General features: G+C 48.0%; 27 protein-coding genes. 13 read left to right on the top strand and 14 right to left on the bottom strand.

What is annotated here, in order from left to right; all coding sequences use genetic code 11:
• Positions 1–43: 43 nt before the first annotated feature.
• The gene (locus R5268_RS09385; RefSeq protein ID WP_046894395.1) at positions 44–991 is read right to left on the bottom strand and encodes a cation diffusion facilitator family transporter; all 948 of its coding nucleotides are present in this window, start codon (positions 989–991) and stop codon (positions 44–46) included.
• A 447-nt stretch (positions 992–1,438) separates the two neighbouring features.
• Between R5268_RS09385 and R5268_RS09380 the strand changes: the two genes are divergently transcribed.
• On the top strand, positions 1,439–1,876 hold the full coding sequence (locus tag R5268_RS09380) for a universal stress protein (protein ID WP_107679987.1): 438 nt from the start codon (positions 1,439–1,441) through the stop codon (positions 1,874–1,876).
• Between the two features lie 49 nt (positions 1,877–1,925).
• On the opposite strand, the gene psiE is transcribed toward R5268_RS09380, so the two are convergent.
• Positions 1,926–2,327, bottom strand: coding sequence for a phosphate-starvation-inducible protein PsiE (psiE, locus tag R5268_RS09375; RefSeq protein WP_107679988.1), 402 nt, complete (start codon positions 2,325–2,327; stop codon positions 1,926–1,928).
• A 294-nt stretch (positions 2,328–2,621) separates the two neighbouring features.
• Positions 2,622–3,230, bottom strand: coding sequence for a serine protease inhibitor ecotin (gene eco / locus R5268_RS09370; RefSeq protein WP_107679989.1), 609 nt, complete (start codon positions 3,228–3,230; stop codon positions 2,622–2,624).
• 324 nt (positions 3,231–3,554) lie between these two features.
• Between eco and R5268_RS09365 the strand changes: the two genes are divergently transcribed.
• Both R5268_RS09365 and R5268_RS09360 read left to right on the top strand, forming a co-directional pair.
• Positions 3,555–3,767 (top strand): DUF465 domain-containing protein, encoded by a 213-nt coding sequence (locus R5268_RS09365; protein ID WP_107679990.1) that lies wholly within the window; start codon positions 3,555–3,557, stop codon positions 3,765–3,767.
• A 143-nt stretch (positions 3,768–3,910) separates the two neighbouring features.
• The gene (locus tag R5268_RS09360; protein ID WP_052927692.1) at positions 3,911–4,159 is read left to right on the top strand and encodes a YecH family metal-binding protein; all 249 of its coding nucleotides are present in this window, start codon (positions 3,911–3,913) and stop codon (positions 4,157–4,159) included.
• Between the two features lie 75 nt (positions 4,160–4,234).
• Here R5268_RS09360 and R5268_RS09355 read toward each other — a convergent pair whose 3' ends face one another.
• On the bottom strand, positions 4,235–4,486 hold the full coding sequence (locus R5268_RS09355) for a DinI family protein (RefSeq protein ID WP_107679991.1): 252 nt from the start codon (positions 4,484–4,486) through the stop codon (positions 4,235–4,237).
• Between the two features lie 119 nt (positions 4,487–4,605).
• Between R5268_RS09355 and R5268_RS09350 the strand changes: the two genes are divergently transcribed.
• Positions 4,606–4,953, top strand: coding sequence for a nitrous oxide-stimulated promoter family protein (locus tag R5268_RS09350; protein WP_107679992.1), 348 nt, complete (start codon positions 4,606–4,608; stop codon positions 4,951–4,953).
• On the opposite strand, the gene R5268_RS09345 is transcribed toward R5268_RS09350, so the two are convergent.
• The 10 genes from R5268_RS09345 to R5268_RS09300 all read right to left on the bottom strand — a co-directional run bounded on the left by R5268_RS09345 (position 4,954) and on the right by R5268_RS09300 (position 13,850).
• On the bottom strand, positions 4,954–5,508 hold the full coding sequence (locus R5268_RS09345; protein ID WP_107679993.1) for a GNAT family N-acetyltransferase: 555 nt from the start codon (positions 5,506–5,508) through the stop codon (positions 4,954–4,956).
• Between the two features lie 72 nt (positions 5,509–5,580).
• On the bottom strand, positions 5,581–6,312 hold the full coding sequence (locus tag R5268_RS09340; protein ID WP_317419263.1) for a polymer-forming cytoskeletal protein: 732 nt from the start codon (positions 6,310–6,312) through the stop codon (positions 5,581–5,583).
• 619 nt (positions 6,313–6,931) lie between these two features.
• Positions 6,932–7,249, bottom strand: a complete 318-nt coding sequence (locus tag R5268_RS09335) for a hypothetical protein (RefSeq protein ID WP_317419262.1) — start codon at positions 7,247–7,249, stop codon at positions 6,932–6,934.
• A gap of 175 nt (positions 7,250–7,424) precedes the next feature.
• Positions 7,425–8,279, bottom strand: coding sequence for a type III secretion system translocon subunit SctB (gene sctB / locus R5268_RS09330; protein WP_317419261.1), 855 nt, complete (start codon positions 8,277–8,279; stop codon positions 7,425–7,427).
• 55 nt (positions 8,280–8,334) lie between these two features.
• Positions 8,335–9,411 carry a type III secretion system translocon subunit SctE gene (gene sctE, locus R5268_RS09325; protein ID WP_317419260.1) on the bottom strand — a complete coding sequence of 359 codons (1,077 nt, stop codon included), beginning with the start codon at positions 9,409–9,411 and terminating at the stop codon, positions 8,335–8,337.
• Positions 9,395–9,889 (bottom strand): SycD/LcrH family type III secretion system chaperone, encoded by a 495-nt coding sequence (locus R5268_RS09320; RefSeq protein ID WP_317419259.1) that lies wholly within the window; start codon positions 9,887–9,889, stop codon positions 9,395–9,397. Before R5268_RS09320 ends, sctE begins: the two co-directional genes overlap by 17 nt.
• Before the next feature lie 71 nt (positions 9,890–9,960).
• Positions 9,961–10,797 carry a virulence-associated V antigen gene (locus tag R5268_RS09315; RefSeq protein WP_317419258.1) on the bottom strand — a complete coding sequence of 279 codons (837 nt, stop codon included), beginning with the start codon at positions 10,795–10,797 and terminating at the stop codon, positions 9,961–9,963.
• A gap of 198 nt (positions 10,798–10,995) precedes the next feature.
• Entirely contained in the window at positions 10,996–13,155 is a 2,160-nt protein-coding gene (gene sctV / locus R5268_RS09310; protein ID WP_317419257.1) for a type III secretion system export apparatus subunit SctV, read from the bottom strand.
• On the bottom strand, positions 13,148–13,474 hold the full coding sequence (locus R5268_RS09305) for a hypothetical protein (RefSeq protein ID WP_046894405.1): 327 nt from the start codon (positions 13,472–13,474) through the stop codon (positions 13,148–13,150). Before R5268_RS09305 ends, sctV begins: the two co-directional genes overlap by 8 nt.
• 4 nt (positions 13,475–13,478) lie before the next feature.
• Positions 13,479–13,850, bottom strand: coding sequence for a hypothetical protein (locus tag R5268_RS09300; protein WP_317419256.1), 372 nt, complete (start codon positions 13,848–13,850; stop codon positions 13,479–13,481).
• Between the two features lie 161 nt (positions 13,851–14,011).
• Between R5268_RS09300 and R5268_RS09295 the strand changes: the two genes are divergently transcribed.
• The 9 genes from R5268_RS09295 to R5268_RS09255 all read left to right on the top strand — a co-directional run bounded on the left by R5268_RS09295 (position 14,012) and on the right by R5268_RS09255 (position 21,362).
• Positions 14,012–15,331, top strand: a complete 1,320-nt coding sequence (locus R5268_RS09295) for a FliI/YscN family ATPase (RefSeq protein ID WP_317419255.1) — start codon at positions 14,012–14,014, stop codon at positions 15,329–15,331.
• On the top strand, positions 15,328–15,720 hold the full coding sequence (locus R5268_RS09290; RefSeq protein ID WP_317419254.1) for a hypothetical protein: 393 nt from the start codon (positions 15,328–15,330) through the stop codon (positions 15,718–15,720). Before R5268_RS09295 ends, R5268_RS09290 begins: the two co-directional genes overlap by 4 nt.
• A complete protein-coding gene (locus R5268_RS09285; RefSeq protein ID WP_317419253.1) occupies positions 15,720–16,439 on the top strand; it encodes a hypothetical protein in 720 nt (239 codons plus the stop codon). Before R5268_RS09290 ends, R5268_RS09285 begins: the two co-directional genes overlap by 1 nt.
• A complete protein-coding gene (locus R5268_RS09280; protein WP_317419252.1) occupies positions 16,440–17,345 on the top strand; it encodes a FliM/FliN family flagellar motor switch protein in 906 nt (301 codons plus the stop codon).
• A complete protein-coding gene (gene sctR / locus R5268_RS09275; RefSeq protein ID WP_107680009.1) occupies positions 17,342–17,989 on the top strand; it encodes a type III secretion system export apparatus subunit SctR in 648 nt (215 codons plus the stop codon). Before R5268_RS09280 ends, sctR begins: the two co-directional genes overlap by 4 nt.
• Complete coding sequence (sctS, locus tag R5268_RS09270; protein ID WP_046894411.1) at positions 17,989–18,243, top strand: type III secretion system export apparatus subunit SctS; 255 nt, start codon at positions 17,989–17,991, stop codon at positions 18,241–18,243. The genes sctR and sctS overlap by 1 nt, the downstream gene beginning before the upstream one ends.
• Before the next feature lie 29 nt (positions 18,244–18,272).
• Positions 18,273–19,025: a type III secretion system export apparatus subunit SctT gene (gene sctT / locus R5268_RS09265; RefSeq protein WP_181257644.1), complete on the top strand. Its 753-nt coding sequence runs from the start codon at positions 18,273–18,275 to the stop codon at positions 19,023–19,025.
• A gap of 13 nt (positions 19,026–19,038) precedes the next feature.
• Positions 19,039–20,118 (top strand): EscU/YscU/HrcU family type III secretion system export apparatus switch protein, encoded by a 1,080-nt coding sequence (locus tag R5268_RS09260; protein WP_317419251.1) that lies wholly within the window; start codon positions 19,039–19,041, stop codon positions 20,116–20,118.
• 419 nt (positions 20,119–20,537) lie between these two features.
• On the top strand, positions 20,538–21,362 hold the full coding sequence (locus tag R5268_RS09255; RefSeq protein WP_317419250.1) for an AraC family transcriptional regulator: 825 nt from the start codon (positions 20,538–20,540) through the stop codon (positions 21,360–21,362).
• Positions 21,363–21,371: the final 9 nt, after the last annotated feature.

Genomic DNA, 21,371 nt, shown 5'->3' with positions numbered 1-21,371 from the left:
GCGGATTCATACCCGCAACGGTGATTCCGTCAGAAGATAATAATCAGGTTGTCAGCCCGGCACGGACGGACTGTGCGGGGTCAATATGCGTCATCACACTCAGCACCTGCGGGTCACGGCGGATATTCATTTCAGCCGCAATGGCAATGTCATGCCCCTCTTTAACTGTCAGGTTTTCATCGATTTCAAGATGAACATCCACCAGCAGATAATCGCCGGACTTACGGGTTTTCAGATCATGAACCCCCTCCACCCCCGGGGTGTCCATCACCAACTGTGTGATTTTGGCGACGGTTTCTTCATCCGCACCGCGATCCATTAAATCCTGAAGTGACTGAAGGGTAAATTTCACCCCCATGCGCAGAATAAATAACCCGACGACCAGTGCCGCGATCGGGTCCAGTATTTTATAACCCATCAGGCTGCCGGTGATCCCGACAGCCACCACCAGCGATGACGCAGCATCCGAGCGGGCGTGCCAGGCATTGGCTTCCAGCATATTGGATTTCACTTTGCGCGCCACATGCAGCATATAACGGAACAGCCCCTCTTTTGCCAGCAGCGCCAGCAGCGCCACATACAGCGCCAGTGAGTGCACTTCGGGGATGGTTTCCGGCGACATAATCCGTGAACCGGCCGTCCACAGCATGCCTCCGCTGACAACCAGCAGCAGTACCCCCAGAACCAGCGATGCCACATTTTCATAACGGAAATGGCCGTAAGGATGTTCTTCATCCGGCGCTTTACGGCTGCCGCGGTTGGCAATCAGTACCACAAAGTCAGCGATAAGGTCAGATAAGGTATGAACCCCGTCAGCAATCAGACCCTGTGAATGCGAAAAAATACCGGCCGCTATCTGCCACGCAGACAACAGGCTATTCACCCAGACACTGACCCAGGTACTTTTTTTCGCGGCCGCAAATTTTATCTCACGGCTGATATCCGCGCAGTTTTTGACGGTTTCATCCGCCTGTGCAGGTATATTAGACATAATTTAATTCCACATTAATATTGTGGTCAATACAAAGCAAATCATTGCAGTGAATCGTGATCATTATAGTTCAGCGAACGGATAAATGCCGTTCTTTATGAACAGGAAATAAAAAATTACAATTAATAAGGTTATCTCAGAATAATAATTCAGCGTCTGCAGTATGCCACAATAATTTTTTCACGTCTCCAATTTTATGATTTCATTTGATTTTTATAACTGAGAATCATTATTCTTATCGCTTTTAAAACGACTTATTTCATTTCCCTGTCCGGATTAAACTATCATTATTCCCTTTAATTTATTTTGTTATTTTCATGAGTGCTGATAATAAAAATAAACGATAGTTATTTTCATTTCACAAATTAAATAAGCTGCCGTCATGATCACAGCACGTCCTGTCATTTTTTGCCATACTGATACTGATTTCAGTTAACAGGAGGCTGTATGTACAACACAATTCTGGTTCCGATTGATATTCTGGAAGATGACCTGACAGACAAAATGCTGCCCCATGTGGAAGCGCTGGCAAAAATTGATAACCCGAAAATCCATTTCTTCACCGTTATCCCTAACGTGGAAATGTTCTTCGGTGTGGAATACGCCTCAATGCCGGTCAGTATGCGGGAGTCCGGAGAGCGTATTGAACTGGCGCTTGCCGCACTGAAAGAGATTATTAAAGGGATTGCCGTGCCGGAAAGTCAGTACACCCTGCACGCGGCTATCGGATCAGCCAAAAATGAAATTCTTTCTTATGCCAAAGAGATTAACGCCGATCTGATCCTGATGGGCTCTCACCGCCCGGGGGCGGCAACATTCCTGCTCGGTTCCACCGCAGCAACGATTGTCCGCCACGCCAAAACCTCAGTGATGGTTATCCGTTAGTCCTGTTTATCTACCGGTTCTGCCCCGCGATACTGCGGGGCATATTATTTCAGCTGCGTTTGAGCTTATCGGTATTTGCCAGATATAACGCCACCGTCAGCGCCAGTATTGACAAGGTATGCAGGAATGTCGCGTTAGCGTCAGAGTGGTCAACAATAATTAACCGCACCATCGCCGTAATACCGATGTAGATAAAATAGCGCAGCGGGAAATGATAGCCCGACGAAAAATACTTCACAATTAAGGCAATAAATTCAAAATACAGGAAATAGGTCACGATACTGTCTAATAACAGATAGGTCGTTTTCTCCTGTCCGGAAAAGAGCAGATTAATCAGTGTCAGTGTTTCTTTTCCCATAAACACAATCAGCAGCACACCTAAAATCAGCAGCGCAATATTCAGAACCCATTGCAGAACGGTTGCTATCTGGCGGGATGGCTGAAATTCCATAATCAATAGCCTCAGTAATAAATGACAGTTACGCCTGTAAATAGTATGGGTTTAAGTGTACGACGAAATGATGACAGAACAGAATAAAAAAACACGGTGAATGCCGTGTTTCAGGCCGTTGACAAACCCGCAGGGGTTGGCGACGTCCGACAAAGGTTGTAAAAATAAACCAGGAAAATCAATTTATTGATTTTCGGCTGATAACACAAAGCAGGAAAAACCACGTTTTATCCTGCTTTGTCGGCAATCTTAAACACGGCGGATGCCGTGTTTTATATGTCAGAAATTAACGGATTATTTTGCCGGTGCATCCAGCAACTGGTTATCCGTGCTCCAGATACGGTATTTCACATCCACATCTTTCGGGGCATACACCACAACCGGCAGACGGCTGTTGTAGCGGACAAACGCTTCATCGCCCAGATTCGCACTGATAAATGCTTCATGTTTTTCATTATTCAGGCAGCCCATCATGGTGGACATCGGCCCGGTTAATTCGCCGGTTTCATAATAGTCATAACCGAAACCCTCAACGGTTTTTTGTGTCAGTGTACCGCCAAACCACTGACGGTTGCAGTCCGTCATCTGGTTTTTACCGACCACCAGTTCGATTTTATACTGGCTTTCATCCGCTTTCGGCTCAACAGCAATCACATGACGAACCTGACCTGACGCAGCCTGCGGGAAATGTTTCAGCTCATTCATACCATTGTCACTTTTTATCATCTTCAGCGGCTCTGCTTTGACAAGCTCTGTTGCTTTTACCTCAGCAGCGGGCTCTGTTTTGACAAGCTCTGCTGCTTTTACCGCAGTCAGTGGTGTTGCAGCAACAATTTTTGCTTCTTCAGCATAAGCGCCTGCGGCAGCAAACATGGCCATAACAGGAAGAATCAATTTTTTCATCAAATAGTTACCTTATTTTTGTAAGTACATTTAATTATGAAGTTACCTCATAATCTTCATGCTGACTATTAAGAACATTATAATAATATTTAGTTCAGTCACAGATTAAAACACAGAATATTCTCATTATCCGGCATATAATCTCACTTAAATAACTGAAACCAGTATGTTAAACCAATAGTTCCGTCAAATATTATTGACCCCATAAATCAATTACAACGTATTTATGCCATTCTGATCACGGATATAACGACGCGATCCATGCATTCCGTGTTGTGTTTGTTATACTGAAAAGGCAACATTCCCCGTCAAACAGGAGGTTCTATGCCACTTGATCAGCAAGCCCTTATAGCACAGCTTAAAGATTCAAATCCTCGTTTTGCCGCACTGCATCTGAAGCATCATCAGTTAAATAATGAGATTGCCGAGCTTGAAGGCCCGAACGGCGCAGGCTATAACGACAATGTCGTCCGGCTGAAAAAAGAAAAACTACACGTTAAAGATGAGATGCAGCGTATTTTAGCGGAGTGTCTGTAACTTCTCCCTGTCAGATAACGCCCTTTCCCGGGGCGTTATCTTATGTCACCTTCCCTTTCTCACCATAATCTGACCTGACGCAATTCTGTTGCACCTTAAAAGATGCATAATAATTACATCTTTAATATCCGACCGGAGTTATTATGTCTGAGAAAGCCTCTGTCCATGGCCACGAAGTCATGAACATGATTATTGAAAGCGGGAAAAACTACACCACTGAATCCCTTATCGCGGATATTCACGCCACGTTCGGCGAAGATACCCGTTTCCATACCTGCTCGGCAGAGAATATGGATGCGAAAGCGCTGGTCAGTTTTCTGGCGGCACGCGGGAAATTTATCGGCAGTGAAGAAGGGTTCAGCACATCTGCTGAGAAGATCTGCAATCACTGAGTGATGTGAAAAAACCGCTATCTCCCCTGAAGGCACAAAAACAGGGAGATAGCGTTTCCTGTAACAGGAAAAAAATCATGATGATGCGTTATCATCGTCCATCCAGCTGTCATCTTCCCAGATGGTCTGAATGGTATCCATCAGTGACTGTTTATCGTCGGGGGATTTTACGCCCGAAATATTAATGGTGGTCTGGCTGCTTTGCGCAATACGGAACTGCATGTCCGGATATAACGGCAGGATCCGGCGTTTTAACTGAACTTCGAGGGACTGAATAAGATGCGCAGGCACTGCATTTCGTTTATCTAACAGAATTTCAATACGCATGATGTTGCTCTCCGTAAACTGTATAGATATACAGTATTTTATTTTTAAATAAAAAGAAAGCAAATTTTAAGCACACTATTTAAATTTATGGGTTTTACTGCACGAAAGAGGAGTTTCCGATGGCCGGTAAACGTATATTGCGGGAAATCAACACCGTTACCCGTATGGTGGAACTGTATGAACGCCGCCATCCGGCACCGGCAGATGCCCCGGAACATTACCGTCATCTGCTGGCTTATGCGGTGAAACGGCTGGAAAAATGCCGTTACGGTGAAGACAAACCCGCCTGTAAGCAGTGTCCGGTACACTGCTATCAGCCAAAGCCGCGGGAAGAAATGAAAGTGATCATGCGCTGGGCCGGTCCGCGTATGCTGTGGCATCACCCGGTTCTGGCTGTCCGTCATCTTATCGATGATAAAAAACCGGTGCCGCCTCTGCCGCCGCGCCGCCGTACGCCGCGTGAATAATCAGGATTGCCGGGCGCGGTAATCCGCCTGTGTGATTTTATACAGAACATGGGTCTGTAACGGATGACCCTGTTCCAGTGACGGATGCTGAAAATCCCGCTGATACTGCATTCCTGCTTTCACCATCACCCGTTCGGAAGGCAGATTCACTTTCGCGGTAAAAGCGACAATCTCCGGCATATTCAGCTGCATAAAGGCATAATGCAGCACCGCATTTGCCGCTTCTGTCGCATAGCCTTTGCCGTGAAAGCGTTTCGCCAGACGCCAGCCGATTTCAGTACACGGGTTGAAATCAAAAGGGGCTGACGGAATATTAAGGCCAACAAAACCGGTGAATTCCCCGCTGTTTTTTTCTTCCGCTGCCCATAATCCGAATAATTTCTGCCGCTCAAAACGGCGGATAATTTCATCGGCCATCGCATCGCTTTCTGCCGCACTCAGACATGCAGGAAAAAAACGCATAACCTGCGGATCAGCATTCAGCGCGCGGAACGGCGCATAATCTTCCGGCGTCCAGGGACGCAGGCGCAGACGCGGGGTGTCAATAATCAGCATATACTCCTCCGGTGTATTCAGTGGATAAACGATACCGGAGAAGTATAACGGATTTGGCTGAACGCGGCGCGGTTATACGCGCTTAAAGACAGACGGGACTTTTTCCGGTTCTTTACTTTTACCGTTGCCGTTCTGTGACGGGGATGATTTTGGTGCAGATTCCTGAGCTTTCTCTGCTGCACCGGTTTTTTCAGCCGGTTTCGGCTCCGTCACTGCGGCCGGTTTATTATTCTCCGGGCGGGACTGAGGGGCCTGTACCGCTGCAGTTGCGGTTGCGGTTGCGGTTGCTTTACCGGCAGGGACATACGGTTCTGACTGACCGATAAAAGTACCGCCTTTACGGATGGAGAAAGCAGCCGCCCGGCAGATACCGTTAAGTTCACCATGCTCAAGAATCTCCGCCTGCTCAGCTGTACAGGTGCCGGTCAGTACACCATCAATCAGCAGTGTTTCGGCAATAATATCCCCTTCCACCACACCGGACTGCATAATGCTGACAGTACCGGAACGGGCTTTGATCTGACCTTTAATTTTGCCCCAGATTTGCAGGTTACCGCTGATTTCAAGATCACCGGTCAGCCGGGTTTCTTTGCTGATCACGGTCGGCTGGCGGGATTCGAGGGAAGCCAGCGGACGTTGTTTCTCTTCACCGCGGGTTGACAGCAACTGACTGATTTCATTTGCCTGAGCGTTGAGTTCAGCTGTTTTTCTGTCCTCTTCGTCTCTTTCTTCTCTGTTTTTTGATGACGGCGCCGCAACCGGCTCCGCTTCCGGGACATCAGATTGTTTTTTCTTACCGAACATGACGTTTTTCCTTTTCTTTTTCCTTTTCGGGAGAATCGTAATAGCGCAAATAACAGCGGCGATACCCGTTAAATAAACAGGCCACGATGCATGCCCGGCTATTACTGCATACAATAACAATCCCCATAGAAACCAAAGGGATGTCAGCATAATATTAAGCATGGCAGACCTTTATCACGGTATTTTTATATTACGGAAGATTCTTTTGTCATATTGTACGCAGCCGCCGCGCCGGTAAAGGGCGGATTAAGACCAGTATCAGTATGTAATCAGGGAAATAGAGAAAGCGGTGACTATATCCGGATACACTCCGTGTATCCCGTGACAACATCCCTGCATTACAATCCGTCACCGCCCTCTCAGATGTCTACATTAACTGAAGAGGGCAGAATAAAAATATCATAATTACATCAGGATTTTATCTTCCTCAAGCCCTTGTCGTCCCCCGGATTTTTCTGTCTTCTGTTTCAACGATTTATTCTGCCGGGATCCCCCTCCTCTCAGATTCATATGCAACCTGAAACGCCTGAAACAGGCCATTTTCCGGCAGATTACCCCGGGCAGGATTCATGGAAATAACAGACACGGCAGACAGACAAAAAAAGCAGACACAGACAGCTTAATCAGAGGCTGGTTTCAGCGTAATACTGACCGGTTCTCCCGGCAGAAACGTTTGTTCCTGCTCCGCTTCAACCGTCAGCTGATCAGCCCGCAGCAGCCGGACATTCAGACGCAGGGGTTTATCGTCAATCATAAAGCGCGGAAGTTCAAAATCGAAATAATAGGGCAGTACAGAAACCTCAGCGCGCTGTTCAACAACCGGAGATGTCACCGCCTTTTTGCCCTGACAGACAGTCAGCACCAGTGTCTGCTGTTCATACCGGAACCCCGGCAGATCGGCATAGCCGGTTACCCGGCCCGCGGGTTCCGGTTTCACAACCACACATCCTGCCACCATTATCACCGGAAAAAGCAGATATTTTTTCATCATTACCCCATATAAAAATAAGGGCTGATTGTATAAAAAAAGGCGTTTCCGGCCTGACAACATCAGCCGTAAAAATAGCAAAAAGGGCGCAGATGCGCCCTTTGGAATACACAATGTTTTTCCCTTATGCTTTAGCCGGAATGTACGGAAAAGCGTCCGCTGCTGCCATATTATTTTTCGCTTTCTCCAGCACCGATTCTGATTTGCTGATAATGTCATCCAGTACAGAGAGAGTATCGCCCTCTTCTGTGCCGCCGCTGAGCAGATTATCGCTGATAAAACCGGATGCACCCTGCATCAGATTCAGCGCCAGCTCTGTCCAGGCTTTGCGGGTTTCAGTACCAGCCATCAATTCAGCCAGTGCATCCTGTTGCGATTCCAGTGATGTATTCAGTGCCGCAAGCTGCTCGTCCAGCGCCTTTTTTCCTTCTGCCGTCAGCCCCGGGTCTTTCAGTGCCTCTGTGGTTTTGGCAATATCACTTTGTGTTTTTTCAATACCGCTGTTCAGTGCATTCTCCTGCTGTGCGGCAATATGATCCTGATAAGCCGACACATTACTCAGTACCATTGTTCCCACTGACAGCACGCCGGAAATCACGGAAAACGCCATCTGCCAGTTCGAACTCAGGTTCAGCTCACCTGCGGATGCTTTCAGATTATCAACAGAAGCGAAGTTCGTTATTTCACTCAGCTTATTACTGATTTGCTCTTTGGCGTCCTTTACGCTGCTGAGGAGAGACTGCAAATCCGCCAGTGATGACGATATCGAGTCCAGTACCGAACTGTCTTTACCGTCTGCCGGTGGTTTTGGCAGCGCAATACCGCTGTCACCGCCGATAACCGTATTTTTTACCGGGGAGTGTCCCATTTCCACCGGTGTTTTTCCGCCTGATTCAGCTGTTTTCACCAGTTTACTGTCCGGCTGCTGAATGTCATTCAGTGTGATGACGGGTGTTTTTATGCCTGAAATTGCGTCCATGATTATATCCTTTCCCTGGTTAACTGATTGATATCATAATTTTACTGCTTTTTATTTATTTTGCGGCATGTGCCGCGGCTATCCGGCCGGCAACTTCTGCTTTTTCCTGAGAAAAACGGGATAATGCCGACATCGCATCCTGATGCTGTGAAATCATTTTGCTGAATTCATTCTGAAGCTTTGTCATGGCCTGCTGTAACAGCATCATCTGCCCTTTTGTTTCCTGTGAACCGGCAATCTGCTTGTTCCCGAGACCTGACAAAACCGCCGCAGTGGTACCGGAAATAACGGCCCCCGCATCCAGTACTGAGCCGGAAACAGACAACCCGGCCTGCACCAGCGTACTCCCGGCTCTGGCGCCCTCCTGAGCAATCACACCAGCCGCACCGCCGCCGAATGTGACCGCGCAGGTGGCGATCCCCGCCACAACCTGAAGTCCTGTCATCGCCGGTCCCAGATATTTCATCGTTTCATCATCAATCAGACCGGCCTCCGCCGCTTCATTGACTATCTGAGATGCAACGCTGGTCACCGCACTGGCGATCATCATCGCGCCCGCCAGTGCCCCGGCGCCGGTTGCCAGCAATACCGTTCCGGCGATGGCTGAAACCGCCGAGCTCAGCCAGCCGAATATTTTATTCGCCGTACGCGAACGCTCTGCTTCCTCAAAACGGGTTTCCGCTTCTTTCAGTTGCTCCCTGTTTTCCGCAATTTTCTGCGTATTCTCTTCCCGCGCCTGCCGGATCTGACTGACTTTGATCTCCTTCATGTCGGATTTTATCTGTGTCAGCAACAGCGCCAGTTCGGTTTCAAAATTGCCTTTCGCCAGCGCTTTCTCAATCGTATCGCGGCTGCTGATCAGCGCCTGCCAGCTGCGGTGAGCGTCTTTATCCGCCACCCCGTGTGTTTTATCTGCCAACGCTTCCGTATTATCCGGCAGTTCAATATCTGGTTTAACCAGCGGAATAATATCTTTGGTCAGGCCGTGTCCGGCTTCCTGCGGCAACAGCGGCTGCGGCTCAACCGGGGTGGCTCCGGGTTGCTGAGCCGGCCGGGCAGCGGGACGGGATACGGCAGAAAAATCATTCGCCGGTGCCGGTCTTACCCCTGGTAAATCAATGACATTCTGCATTTCCGGCCTCCGCCTGTTCTCTGGCTGCCGTCAGCATAACACCGGCTTTTTTCAGCAGCGCTTCATGGCCCGGCCGGGTTTTGGCCAGTAACTCCGCACTGGTAAACGCCTGTATTGCTGAACTGAACTCTTTCAGATGAAGCAGACACTCTCCGGCATGAAACGGAAATGCCGGATCTGACGGTGACATCAGCGAAGCATAGCTGTAGGTTTCCAGCGCCCGGTGATAATGCGCCTGCTGCTGACGGCAGGCTCCCAGCGCCAGGAAAAAACGGGTGTCGTAATGATTAAGCATACACAGCACCTGAAATAAACTTTCCGCATCCGGATATTTTCCGGATTCATAAAAATCACAGGCAACTGCATATATTTTTTCCAGTTCATCGCCGGAAATATTTTTCAGCATCGCCAGTGATCCACCTTCCGAAATAAACTTATTCAGTTCTGATTCTGCGGTAGTATTATCATGAACATCCATGTTATTTTCCTTTAATTATATCGAGCCGGATAAATCCTGAAGTAATGTATCTAACTTTTGAATAAAACGGGTTAATGCATCAATGCATGAATGCATGAATTATAGATATTACTTATTTCATTAAGCTGCGTGCTTTTTTCATTCACCATATCGTTGAGCGGCCGTGCCACATCCCCGACCATACCGGCAAAATGCCCTAATTTATTATTGTTCTTGTCATAGGAATATTTATTTTCCAGCCCGCTCATTGCCGGTGATGATTTTTTGTCACTTTGCAGAAAATCTTTGATAGATAAAATATCGCCCGGGCCGGTTTCTTTTCCGGCAATTTTATCGAGAAAGGCTTTTTCTTTGGATGGCGGCGGGCCGTTAAACTCAGCGGCTGTCATTCCGTACAATGCCGGGTCCAGCAGATTCGGGCCGTTATTATCAATACTGATTTCCTGATTTGCCGATGACAGTGCTTTATTCAGCTGAGACTGGATAATACTGAAAATCTTCAGTTCAATGGCCAGTTTATGCAGTTCATCTTTGATATTATCGCGGGCTTCCCGTGTGCTTTCGACACTGTTATTCATACCGGACAGAATCTCAGTGACCATGTCGTTATACTGATTACTCGCCCCGACAATCATCAGCAGTGATTTCAGGCTGATAGTATCGCCGGTGATCCCGCGGATATGACTGATATTGTCATCCAGCTTCTGTCTGTCAATAATGATGTTATTTTTCCGGCAGAAGGTATCAATCACCATATCGGGTGAAAATTGGCGGTAGTCTTCATTGTTAACGCTGATATTATATTTATTCAGTGTATCTGATACCAGCCGGTAATTTTCAGTTACTTCACTGTTATTATTATCCCGGCGGCAGATAGCTGATTGATTAATACTGCTGACGCAATCCATTTATTCACCTTATTCCTTCACGGAGAATGTTACTCAGATATAACCTGATAATCACCGGATGAATATCCAGCCTCATTAACGCCAGGTTATATTGTGCCTGACAGCACTGATATTCTCTGATCACTGCGATACTGTCATTCAGCGTTTTCTTTATTATTTTTTCATTTTCCATAGCAGGAATAGTAGGATAAAAACCCACTATTTTATGTCATTATCAATCTGTGAGTTTATCACTTCATCAATTTTCACCCTGCCGAGCGGCTGGATATTCATTGACGGCAATAATTCCTGATAAGAAATAACCGGTAATGACGAAAATTCCTGCTCAATAAGCCGCCTGACATAACGCCGGATATCCCGTGATACGATCAGCACCGGTTTATTCATCATTCTCTGTAAATCCCCGAACATCGCTTTCATTGCGGCCATCAATGCTTCGTGTACTCCCGGCGGCAGTGTCAGATAGCTGCCTGAAAGGGTCTGGCGGATATGGCTGCGGATAAGCTCTTCCAGTTCATGATCATACAAAAATGCCGGTAACACCGAATTGCCGTTGCTGTATTTATGACAAATATAACGGCCCAGCTCCCCGCGGACATATTCCGCCAGCATCACAACGTCTTTTTCATTTTGCCCCCACTCTGTCAGTGCTTCCAGAACAGTGCGCATATTACGGATAGAAATATCCTCTTCCACCAGCCGTTGCAGAACATCAGTGATTTTATACAGCGGCACCACCCGCTGCACCTCTCTGACTAATTCACTGAAACTGCCTTCCATCTGCCCGAGTAAATAGCGGGTTTCCTGAATACCGATAAAATCAGCGGCATATTTTTGCAGAATAAACGCCAGATGTGCCTTAATAATGCCCATCGCCGGTAAGCAGTGTAAACCGGCATCTTTTACCCGCTCAGACTCCTGCTCAGTGATCCAGTACGCCGGTGAACCATCGAACCATGTTCCTCTTTGCTCATACCGTACCCCGAGCATCGTCAGCTGCTTTTCTTCCTCTCGCACCAGAAGCTGTTTTTCCGGCAGAACGCCCTCTCCGACCGGTACTTCCTGTAATAAGATCCGGTAAGTATCCGCCGGGAGATAATCACTGAAATGCAGACTCACGCCGGGGAACGGTACACCGAGTGAAAGATAAAGACGGCGGCGCAGGCGGATCAGCGCCTGATTAAAATCATCCGCAATCAGTCCGGCCTGTAATGATGTGCTGAATTCCATCATCAGCGGCACCGTCAGTGCAAAGGTTTCCGGCTCTGCCAGCGCCTCATCACTGCCGTCCGCTTTTATCGTCCGCTCAGAAGAACGCAGCACCGGTGCGCCCGCGCCACCCGCCACTGCGGCACTGAGTGATTGCGCGGGGGGCATATTCCGGCTTTTTGCACGCCGTTTCAGCAGATACCCCCCGCCTGTCAGGAGCAGTGCCAGCGTCATAAATGTCAGAACCGGAAACCCCGGCACCAGCCCGAACAACAGCAGCAGAAAACCGCCGACCTGTAACGCCTGCGGCTGTCCGGTTATCTGCTGTCCGATATCATTTCCCAGATCACGAGAGTCCCCGGAAGAGACCCGCGTGACGATAATCCCGGAGGTCACCGCAATCAGCAGTGCCGGGATCTGCGACACCATACCATCCCCGACAGTCAGAATACTGTACAGCTGTAACGCATCCGCGGCGCTCATCCCTTTCTGCCCGGTTCCGATAGCCAGCCCGCCGATGATATTAACGCAGATGATCACCAGTCCGGCGATAGCATCACCTTTGATGAATTTCATCGCACCGTCCATCGAGCCGAACATCTGACTTTCCTGCTCCACCACCCGGCGGCGTTCACGGGCTTCATCCATATCAATCACGCCCGCACGCATATCGCCGTCAATACTCATCTGCTTGCCGGGCATCGCATCCAGTGAGAAACGTGCACTGACTTCCGCCACACGCTCCGCACCTTTGGTTATCACCAGAAACTGTACCACGGTGATAATCAGGAAAATCACAATACCCACCACCAGATTTCCGCCGACCACAAACTCGCCGAAGGTCTCAACGATTTGCCCGGCATCCGCTTCCAGTAATATCATTCGGGTGGTACTGACGGCCAGAGCCAGCCGGAAAAGTGTCGTGACCAGCAGAACAACAGGAAAGGCGGAGAACTGAAGCGGAGAGCGGATATAAACGGCCATCATCAGCAGGGTGACGGATATCATCATATTGACGGCAATCAGCGTATCCAGAATAAAATCCGGCAGCGGCAGAATCATCATAAAAATGACTGCCAGTAACAACAGCGCGAGAAATATATCCTGCCGCCCGGCAATGCGGAGAAGTAAGGATTTGGCGTCAGCCACAGTATGTCCTGTGCAGTAAATAACGCCGGTAGGTTTCGAGTGCTTCCTCGTATAATCCCTCCTGCTGAAATGCCAGTGTTTCACACAGCAGCAGATTCGCATCACTGTATCCGGCATGATGCAGCAGTGCGCACTGAAATAACGCTTCCTGTCCCTGTTTATGCTCAATCAGGGCGAGAATTAATATTTTACGTGCGCGGATATGATCCGGATTATAAATAAGTAATGTCCGGATCAGCGTAATACTGTTACTGAAAAAACCATACTGAAATTGCAGCCAGGATTGCTGGAGTAATACTTCGATCTGTAATGGGCTCATTATATTATACTTTTATCATCAGGTTTTTGTGGGATATCAGAAGTAACATATTGTCGAGCAGTGAGCTTAAGATCGGAAAAGCAGCGACGATATCAGGATCAGACTCTGAGTGTATTAATAAACAGAGATCACTCAGCAAATGACAGAATAATACCGGCTGCCCGGTCAGCTGCGGATCAATGACCGGACGGGCAGCAAGATATAACTGTTTCCGGCTGTCTCCGGATTGGTACAGTGCCGCCAGTTCACACGGAAAAATATCACTGAGCTCACCGGATATGGCCGGTTTCACTGTCGCCGTGGTCATTCCGGCTGACATTTCCTGCGGGTTTCCTTCCGGAAAAACAGCGCCGTAAGCCGAAATACGATTAATCATCCGTTAACACCTCCCGTAAATAATAACGGCCGCTCTGCCGTTATTCCCTGACAGCAGCATCCGTTTATTTTTATATTCTCCCCGCCGTTTTTACTAAAATCTCCCCCGCCGCTGCCATCACAGGCAAACCGTTTCCGTCAGACTGGTGCGGAGGAGTTTTTATGACAATAACCACACTGCGTTCCCGTCTCAGAAAACAGCGGAAAAACATAACCGATGATCGCTTTTTCACGCCAATCGGCCGGGTGCTCAGTGTCACCGGCACCCTCATCCGGGCGTCGGTCAGCCACGTTAAAATCGGGGATATCTGCCTGCTGCTGACCCCGGGAAACCGGATAAAAGCTGAAGTGGCCGGTCTGGACGGCAGTGATGCTCTGCTCACACCTTACGGCGGAGTGAACGGCATCTCGGCCAATACCGGCGTCCTCACCACCGGTGCCCCCCTGCAGATTGCATTGTGGCCGTCGATGACCGGTCACATTTTTAACGGACTGGGGGAAGCGCTGACACCGGTGACACTGCCGCCTGAGGTGATATACGGCGATCTGCATAACGATCCGCCGCCCGCGCTGACCCGGAAGATGATCACCACTCCGCTCGCTCTGGGGATCAGGGCGATTGACGGTCTGCTGACCTGCGGCGAGGGGCAGCGGATGGGAATATTTGCCGCCGCCGGCGGCGGAAAAAGTACCCTGCTTGCCGCGATTATCCGCAATACCGAAGCGGACATTTGTGTGCTGGCGCTGGTCGGGGAACGGGGACGTGAGCTGAATGAATTTATTCAGCATGATCTCGGTGAGTCCGGGCTGAAAAAGGCGGTACTGGTTGTCTCCACATCGGACAGACCTGCTGCTGAGCGGGCTAAAGCCGGTTTTACCGCCACACGGATAGCCGAGTATTTCCGTGACCGGGGAAAACGGGTTCTGCTGCTGATGGACTCCGTGACGCGGTTTGCCCGCGCACAGCGTGAGATAGGCCTGGCTGCCGGAGAACCGCCTGCCCGTCAGGGATATCCGCCGTCCGTCTTTGCGCAGTTACCGGCACTGATGGAAAGAGCCGGACAATCAGATTCAGGATCAATCACCGCGCTTTATACCGTTCTGGTCGAAGGTGACGACCTGAATGAACCGATTGCGGATGAAACCCGTTCAATCCTTGACGGACATATTATTCTGGCGCGGAAACTGGCGGAAATGCAGCATTATCCGGCCATTGATGTTCTGAAATCGGCAAGCCGGGTCATGAACCGTATTATTCCGGAAAGTCAGAAAAAAGCGGCTTCCGCTGTAAAGACGGTACTTGCGCAATATGATGAACTGGAGTTTCTGATCCAGCTTGGCGAATATGAGCCCGGAAAAAATCCGGATAATGATGACATCATCCGCAAATACCGCAACATCATGCAATGGCTGAAACAGGGAACGGATGAATCACAGGATTATGCACAAACCTGCCGGGAAATCACGGAGTCTGTATTATGATCGCCATCAGCAACAGCAAACGGGCACGCATTCTGCGTTATTACCGCTATCAGTCAGCACAGGCAGAACACCTGGCGGCGGAAGCCCGCAAAACAGTACAGCAACTGAACCACCGCCGGGAAGCACTGGAGCAACAGGCTGCCGCACTATCCCGGTGCCGTGATGCACTTGCCGTGAGTACGGATGCCGGATCTGTCACAACTGCCGGTCATCTGGATCTCTGCCGCAGGCAGATGATCGGACTGAGTGCCGATACCGCACTGGCGGAAGATGCGCTGCGCAGTCATGCGCAGACGACAGACGCCGCACAGCGCATTCTGAGTGAGCATCAGAAACAGTTACAACGACTGGATCTGAAACAACAGCTTATCAACCGGAACGTGTTCTGATGGCCCGTTTTTTTTTCTCTCCGCCGGCCCCCACCGCAGTTCCGGTACCGTTACTGAAGCCGGCTGTATACACACCGGCGGCCGCTGTCGCCACCGGCGCGGAGATCCGGCGGTTTCTGTTTGTCATTCAGCACGGAAAACTACCTTCAGAACCTGATATCTCTCCGCAGCACACCGTCCGGCCACAAAAAAAAGCAACGTCACCGCAGCCAAAAACTGAGATTCCCGGATTCTGTCTGTTACCGGCCGGGGAAAAAGGAGAACCGATCCCAACACAGCCGGTTTTCCGCCGCAACCCTGCAGATAAGGATACAGGCACTGACCGCAAAATCCCCGGTGAAACAGAGGTGATCCCCGCAGATACTGTACCGTACAGCAACACAGAAAAAATAACGGCACATCTTCAGCTTCGCAGAAGCGGGCTCATCACCGGCATCAGCGATACACTACTCAGCCGCATCAGCCATATTGCCGGAAAAACCGGTTCGCTGAGCACCTGCCGGGCCACCTTTCCGGTTCTGGGAGAAGTCAGTTTCTCTGTCCGCCACAGTGCGGATGGTGTGCATATTCAGATCCGCTGTCCGTCCGCGGGACAGGCACTTCTGCTGTCCTGCCTGTCTCAGTTACAGGATCGGCTGACGCAGAAAACACCTCAGCCGGTCACTATTTCGCTTACCGGACACCTTTCCGGGTCCGCCTCTGCCGTGAGGCGCAAATAAATGCACGGCAGCTTTTCAAGCCCGGTGGTTATCCTCAGCGAACAGGATCTTGCCGCTATCCGGCTGAAACAGCGTTACCGGACGCGCTATTCCTCCGGTTCAGGGGATGCGGAAATCCGGTATCAGACACACGCCTCAACACTGACACTGGCTGTCACCCGGCGCGGACAGTCCGGCTCTGTTTACTGTAGTCATGATGACCTGGCTGTTTTACTTCAGCCGCAATTATCCGGTACCGACATTCGCTTGTTACCGGATGATATACTGACAACATTGATTACCGCATGGCTGGACAGCCACTCCGCAGAATTTCATTTGCGGGGAATAATACAAGAAAACAAAACCGTTACCGGGATTACCGTTATTTTTAATAATGCTATTTTCGTATTTTCTGATATATCACTCATTCATTCTCACCTTGAATTAATGAATACACCAACCGCGAAAATACCCCTGAAAATACGTATTTGTTCTGCCGATTTTTATCTTCCCCGGTGTGAAATACTGAGACTGAATACCGATGACCTGATTATCAGCCCGTTTCCTGATGACCACATTCCGGTTTCTGTTTATTACCGGCACGCTTTTGCGGCAACCGGCACCCTGAATTCAAATAAGGTGACTATCCGAAAAATGACCCTACATTCACGGCGTAAAACCGCATTATCATCACTGAAAAGCGTGATCCGTTTTGAGCTGGCAGAAACAGAGATAACTCTGGATGAACTGGCCGCACTAAAGCCGGATTCACTGATAACACTGACCGGGCAATCTGAACATTATATCCGTGTTTTCTGCGACGACGATTATATTGCTGACGGTATACTGGTTTCATTTCAGCAGCGCCTTGCCGTTCAGATTAAAACACTGACCGGTATCCCGGAAAACAGTGACAGCGGGTCATGACTATTTCAGAACCGGTCTCTTTAATTGTCCTGCTGGCACTGCTGTCCTTTATACCGGTGATTATTGTGACCGGAACTGCCTTTATTAAAATAGGGATTGTGCTGTCTCTGCTCCGTAATGCCCTCGGTGTACAGCAAATTCCCTCAAATCTGACGATGCATGCCTTCGCCCTGATCCTGACAATGTTTGTTATGGGACCCGTGATATTCGATATTAAAGATGCTGTTGATACTGACCGGTTATCGTCTGAACCGGCATATCTGTCAGAAGCCGTTATTCAGGCAGAAAAGATATACAGCCATTTTTTAATAAAGAATACCGCCCCGGAAAGCCGTCAGTTTTTTCAGGAGACGGTTAAGAGCATCTGGCCGGAAAGGTACCAGCCGTCACAGAATAATCCGCCGTTATATATTTTGCTGCCCTCTTTTACGCTCAGTGAATTAATCAACGCCTTTAAAATGGGGTTCTTACTCTATTTACCGTTTCTGGCCATTGATTTTATTGTTTCCAATATTTTACTGGCAATGGGAATGATGATGGTATCACCGATGACACTCTCTGTTCCTTTAAAACTGCTGTTATTTGTGATGGTCGGCGGCTGGGAAAAACTGACCCGCGCCCTGTTATTCAGTTATCAGTTCTGATGATGGATCAGCAACTGCTTTTCTGCACCGGACGAATGCTCTGGCTGATTTTTATTCTGTCACTGCCTGCGATCCTTGCAGCAACAATCGTTGGTGTACTGGTGGCGATAATTCAGGCGATCACACAGATTCAGGAACAAACACTGGGGTTTCTGTGCAAACTGACCGCCGTGGTCATCACGCTGTTTATGACGCTGAGCTGGTCCGGTCAGCAATTACTGGTATTTATGAATCAGATATTCGGATTACTGTAATGTTATTGACCGGATTAATTTATCCCTTTTTGATCTCCTTTTTTCTCTCACTGCCCAGGTTATACGGCTTTTTCTTATTATTACCGCTGATAAATAAATCTCTGACCGGACACCGCTTAATTTATAATGCTATCGTATTATCTCTGGGATTATTTGTCCGTCAGAGTCTGCCGCCATTGTTACCTGAACTGACGCCCTGGGTTTTCTTTTTTATTATTCTGCGGGAGTTTTTCACCGGGTTACTTTTTGGAGTGATTGCAGTTATACCGTTTTGGGCCATCGAAGCAGCCGGACAATTTATTGATCAGCAACGCGGTGCCACGGCAGGCAGCATGCTGAACCCGCTTTCCGGGCAGCAGGCATCTCTGACCGGCATCTTTTTCACGCAGTATCTGATCCTGTTTTATCTGACATCAGGTTTATTTTTTCAGTTATTAACATTATTTTTCCGGAGCCTGATCTGGTATCCGATCACCGCATCTGACTTTCCGTTTCCGGCAACGCTGCTGCCGCTGTTTTACGGATTACTGTCACTTTATAGCCATGCGGTGATTAATTTTGCCCTGCCGCTTATTATACCGATGTATCTGACTGAAATGGCGCTGGCGTTTATCAATAAATTTGTTCCCGCCTTAAATGTCTTTGTTATTGCCATGCCGCTGAAATCGGCGGTTGCACTCTTTGTCGCAACCGGTTATATCATGCTGGTCAATGAACCGCTGACCGCCCTGATCAAAGAAACATTTACCCTTATCACCCGTCTGAATATGCCGTTATTGTGATGACAAAAACAGAATGAGCGGAGAAAAAACAGAACAGCCCACGGCAAAAAAACGCAGGGATAACCGCAAACAAGGCATGGTATTTAAAAGCCGGGAATTGCTGCTTTTTCTGATTTCACTGTGTCAGGTCTGCGGGCTGGTCGTCTTTATTCCGTCATTATATGCCGCTTGTTATTCTCTGCTGCAATATACCCTGGAAAACGCCGCCATCCGGCCATTGCCGCTGATGATGTCAGATATAAAAATACTGATTACCGGGAAATTACTTCCTCCGCTGATATCACTTGCGGGGGTATTCATTACCGGTATTATTGTCAGCCATATCCTTCAGTTTGGTTTGCTGCTGAATCTGTCCGCCATAAAATGTGATATTACTCATCTATCCCCGCATAAAGGGATAAAAAAAATATTTTCCCTCAATAATATCGGGGAATTCATTAAATCGGTCATCAAAGCCGGATTATTGTCACTCATCCTCTTCTGGTTACTGCGCCGCCACTATCCGTCATTTGTCAGGTTAGTCACGGTCAATCTCCGCGAAAATCTGATGGTTGCATACGATATCGGACAGTGGCTGCTTTATCTGTTTTTTTCCGGGGTATTGATCATTGTGCTGGCTGATATTGTTATTTCCCGTCACGGCTATCAGAAAAAGATGCTGATGACCAAAGAGGAAATCAAAAATGAATACAAAGAATCCGAAGGAAACAGTGAGATAAAAGGTAAACGCAAGCAAATCCACAAAGAGATACAGCAGCAGGATATGCGATCAGCCGTCAGGAAATCACGCTGTATCGTTGTCAATCCCACCCACTATGCGGTGGGCATCGATTACAGGGAAGACCGGACACCGCTGCCGGTGATCACCTTTAAAGAACAAAATGATATTGCACTTCATATCCGCCGGATAGCCCGGCAGGAAGGTGTTCCGCTGATTGAAAAGAAATATCTGGCCCGCTACCTCTACCGCGTTGGTCAGACCGGCAGCGCTGTTCCGCCGTCAACACTGGAAATTATTGCTGAGATTTTACACTGGCTGGAAAAAAGTGATCAGTATCGTGGTGCGGAAACTGACCTTACCGATAACAATTAACGATAAATTAAAACATTAAACCTACATTTGATAGTGTTGTGCATACATACCCCGGAAATATTTTCCCTGAAATAACGTATATTTTCCCTTAATCGCTTTCTTTCTTTTTTTTACCGCTCTTTTGTTAAATAACAGTATCGCATGTATCTGTTTTGTTCTCGTCACTTTAGGGAATTAACATTTTTATTATCTAATTTTAATGACATATTCCCATTAACGATTAATTAATCATCTGATTATGATGAAATTGATTCATACTGTGAATAAAGAGCTGCCTAAAGCAATAAATAAAGCCATTAACTCTGATAATAGGGATTTAAAAGTAGAAAACATCATTGCTGACTATATAATTATATACCTTGAATGTATTAAGACCGTCACTTTTGATTTTTACCCGCATTCGTTACTCAGAGATGCTTATGAATCCACTTAGTTTATTAGACAGCGAAAAAATTATTATACAGCCTGTAGCCATCGAATCATCTGACTTCAATATTATTGAGCAGCAGGAAAAGGGGCTGTATATCCTGGTCTCCGGCACCATGAAATGGCAGGATTGCACCAGCTCTTTCATGGTGAATAAAAATGAAATTATTTTCTCCAACCAGGGAAGTTATGCATATCAGCAGGTATCTGAAAATGCCCGTTTATTGTGGATCCCGCTCAGCAATAACTTTCTGCGTGATTTTCTTCATCGCTTTTCTGACATACTGACACACCTTCACAGAATTACTGAACCTACCTCAGGTATTCTGTTTTTTCCGCACTCCGGCATTATGGCCGGCAGCATTGACGGACTGTACAGTGCCTATCAGAATAATACCCCTTTCCCGCTGATGAAATTAAAGCTGGAGGAACTGTTGCTGATTATTGCGCTCAGTGAACAGGGAATAAAACTGATGTCGGTACTTCGTCAGCTGAGTAACCGTCAGGTTGAGCGTTTACAGGCTTTCATGGAAAAACATTATCTGAAAGACTGGAAACTGAACGAATTCGCCAAAGAATTTGGTATGGGACTGACCACCTTTAAAGAATTATTCGGTACAGTTTACGGTACATCTCCGCGGGCATGGATAAGTGAACGCCGGTTATTATTCTCTCACCAGCTGCTGTTAAATACTCAAATGAGTATTGTGGATATTTCCATGGAAGCCGGTTTTTCCAGTCAGTCTTACTTTACACAGAGTTACCGTAAACGATTCGGATTTACCCCCAGTAAAGCCAGAACGAATCACATTATCTGACGAATAATG

Origin of the sequence: Morganella sp. BCCO 40_0007 (genome assembly GCF_032989665.1) — a bacterium.
GTDB lineage: Bacteria > Pseudomonadota > Gammaproteobacteria > Enterobacterales > Enterobacteriaceae > Morganella > Morganella sibonii.
This window is presented reverse-complemented; position numbering and strand designations above follow the sequence as displayed.

Coding starts and splice junctions, on each gene's coding strand:
- R5268_RS09385 (WP_046894395.1), bottom strand. CDS start 991: ATGTCTAATATACCTGCACAGGCGGATGAAACCGTCAAAAACTGCGCG.
- R5268_RS09380 (WP_107679987.1), top strand. CDS start 1,439: ATGTACAACACAATTCTGGTTCCGATTGATATTCTGGAAGATGACCTG.
- psiE (WP_107679988.1), bottom strand. CDS start 2,327: ATGGAATTTCAGCCATCCCGCCAGATAGCAACCGTTCTGCAATGGGTT.
- eco (WP_107679989.1), bottom strand. CDS start 3,230: ATGAAAAAATTGATTCTTCCTGTTATGGCCATGTTTGCTGCCGCAGGC.
- R5268_RS09365 (WP_107679990.1), top strand. CDS start 3,555: ATGCCACTTGATCAGCAAGCCCTTATAGCACAGCTTAAAGATTCAAAT.
- R5268_RS09360 (WP_052927692.1), top strand. CDS start 3,911: ATGTCTGAGAAAGCCTCTGTCCATGGCCACGAAGTCATGAACATGATT.
- R5268_RS09355 (WP_107679991.1), bottom strand. CDS start 4,486: ATGCGTATTGAAATTCTGTTAGATAAACGAAATGCAGTGCCTGCGCAT.
- R5268_RS09350 (WP_107679992.1), top strand. CDS start 4,606: ATGGCCGGTAAACGTATATTGCGGGAAATCAACACCGTTACCCGTATG.
- R5268_RS09345 (WP_107679993.1), bottom strand. CDS start 5,508: ATGCTGATTATTGACACCCCGCGTCTGCGCCTGCGTCCCTGGACGCCG.
- R5268_RS09340 (WP_317419263.1), bottom strand. CDS start 6,312: ATGTTCGGTAAGAAAAAACAATCTGATGTCCCGGAAGCGGAGCCGGTT.
- sctB (WP_317419261.1), bottom strand. CDS start 8,279: ATGGACGCAATTTCAGGCATAAAAACACCCGTCATCACACTGAATGAC.
- sctE (WP_317419260.1), bottom strand. CDS start 9,411: ATGCAGAATGTCATTGATTTACCAGGGGTAAGACCGGCACCGGCGAAT.
- R5268_RS09320 (WP_317419259.1), bottom strand. CDS start 9,889: ATGGATGTTCATGATAATACTACCGCAGAATCAGAACTGAATAAGTTT.
- R5268_RS09315 (WP_317419258.1), bottom strand. CDS start 10,797: ATGGATTGCGTCAGCAGTATTAATCAATCAGCTATCTGCCGCCGGGAT.
- R5268_RS09305 (WP_046894405.1), bottom strand. CDS start 13,474: ATGAGCCCATTACAGATCGAAGTATTACTCCAGCAATCCTGGCTGCAA.
- R5268_RS09300 (WP_317419256.1), bottom strand. CDS start 13,850: ATGATTAATCGTATTTCGGCTTACGGCGCTGTTTTTCCGGAAGGAAAC.
- R5268_RS09295 (WP_317419255.1), top strand. CDS start 14,012: ATGACAATAACCACACTGCGTTCCCGTCTCAGAAAACAGCGGAAAAAC.
- R5268_RS09290 (WP_317419254.1), top strand. CDS start 15,328: ATGATCGCCATCAGCAACAGCAAACGGGCACGCATTCTGCGTTATTAC.
- R5268_RS09285 (WP_317419253.1), top strand. CDS start 15,720: ATGGCCCGTTTTTTTTTCTCTCCGCCGGCCCCCACCGCAGTTCCGGTA.
- R5268_RS09280 (WP_317419252.1), top strand. CDS start 16,440: ATGCACGGCAGCTTTTCAAGCCCGGTGGTTATCCTCAGCGAACAGGAT.
- sctR (WP_107680009.1), top strand. CDS start 17,342: ATGACTATTTCAGAACCGGTCTCTTTAATTGTCCTGCTGGCACTGCTG.
- sctS (WP_046894411.1), top strand. CDS start 17,989: ATGATGGATCAGCAACTGCTTTTCTGCACCGGACGAATGCTCTGGCTG.
- R5268_RS09260 (WP_317419251.1), top strand. CDS start 19,039: ATGAGCGGAGAAAAAACAGAACAGCCCACGGCAAAAAAACGCAGGGAT.
- R5268_RS09255 (WP_317419250.1), top strand. CDS start 20,538: ATGAATCCACTTAGTTTATTAGACAGCGAAAAAATTATTATACAGCCT.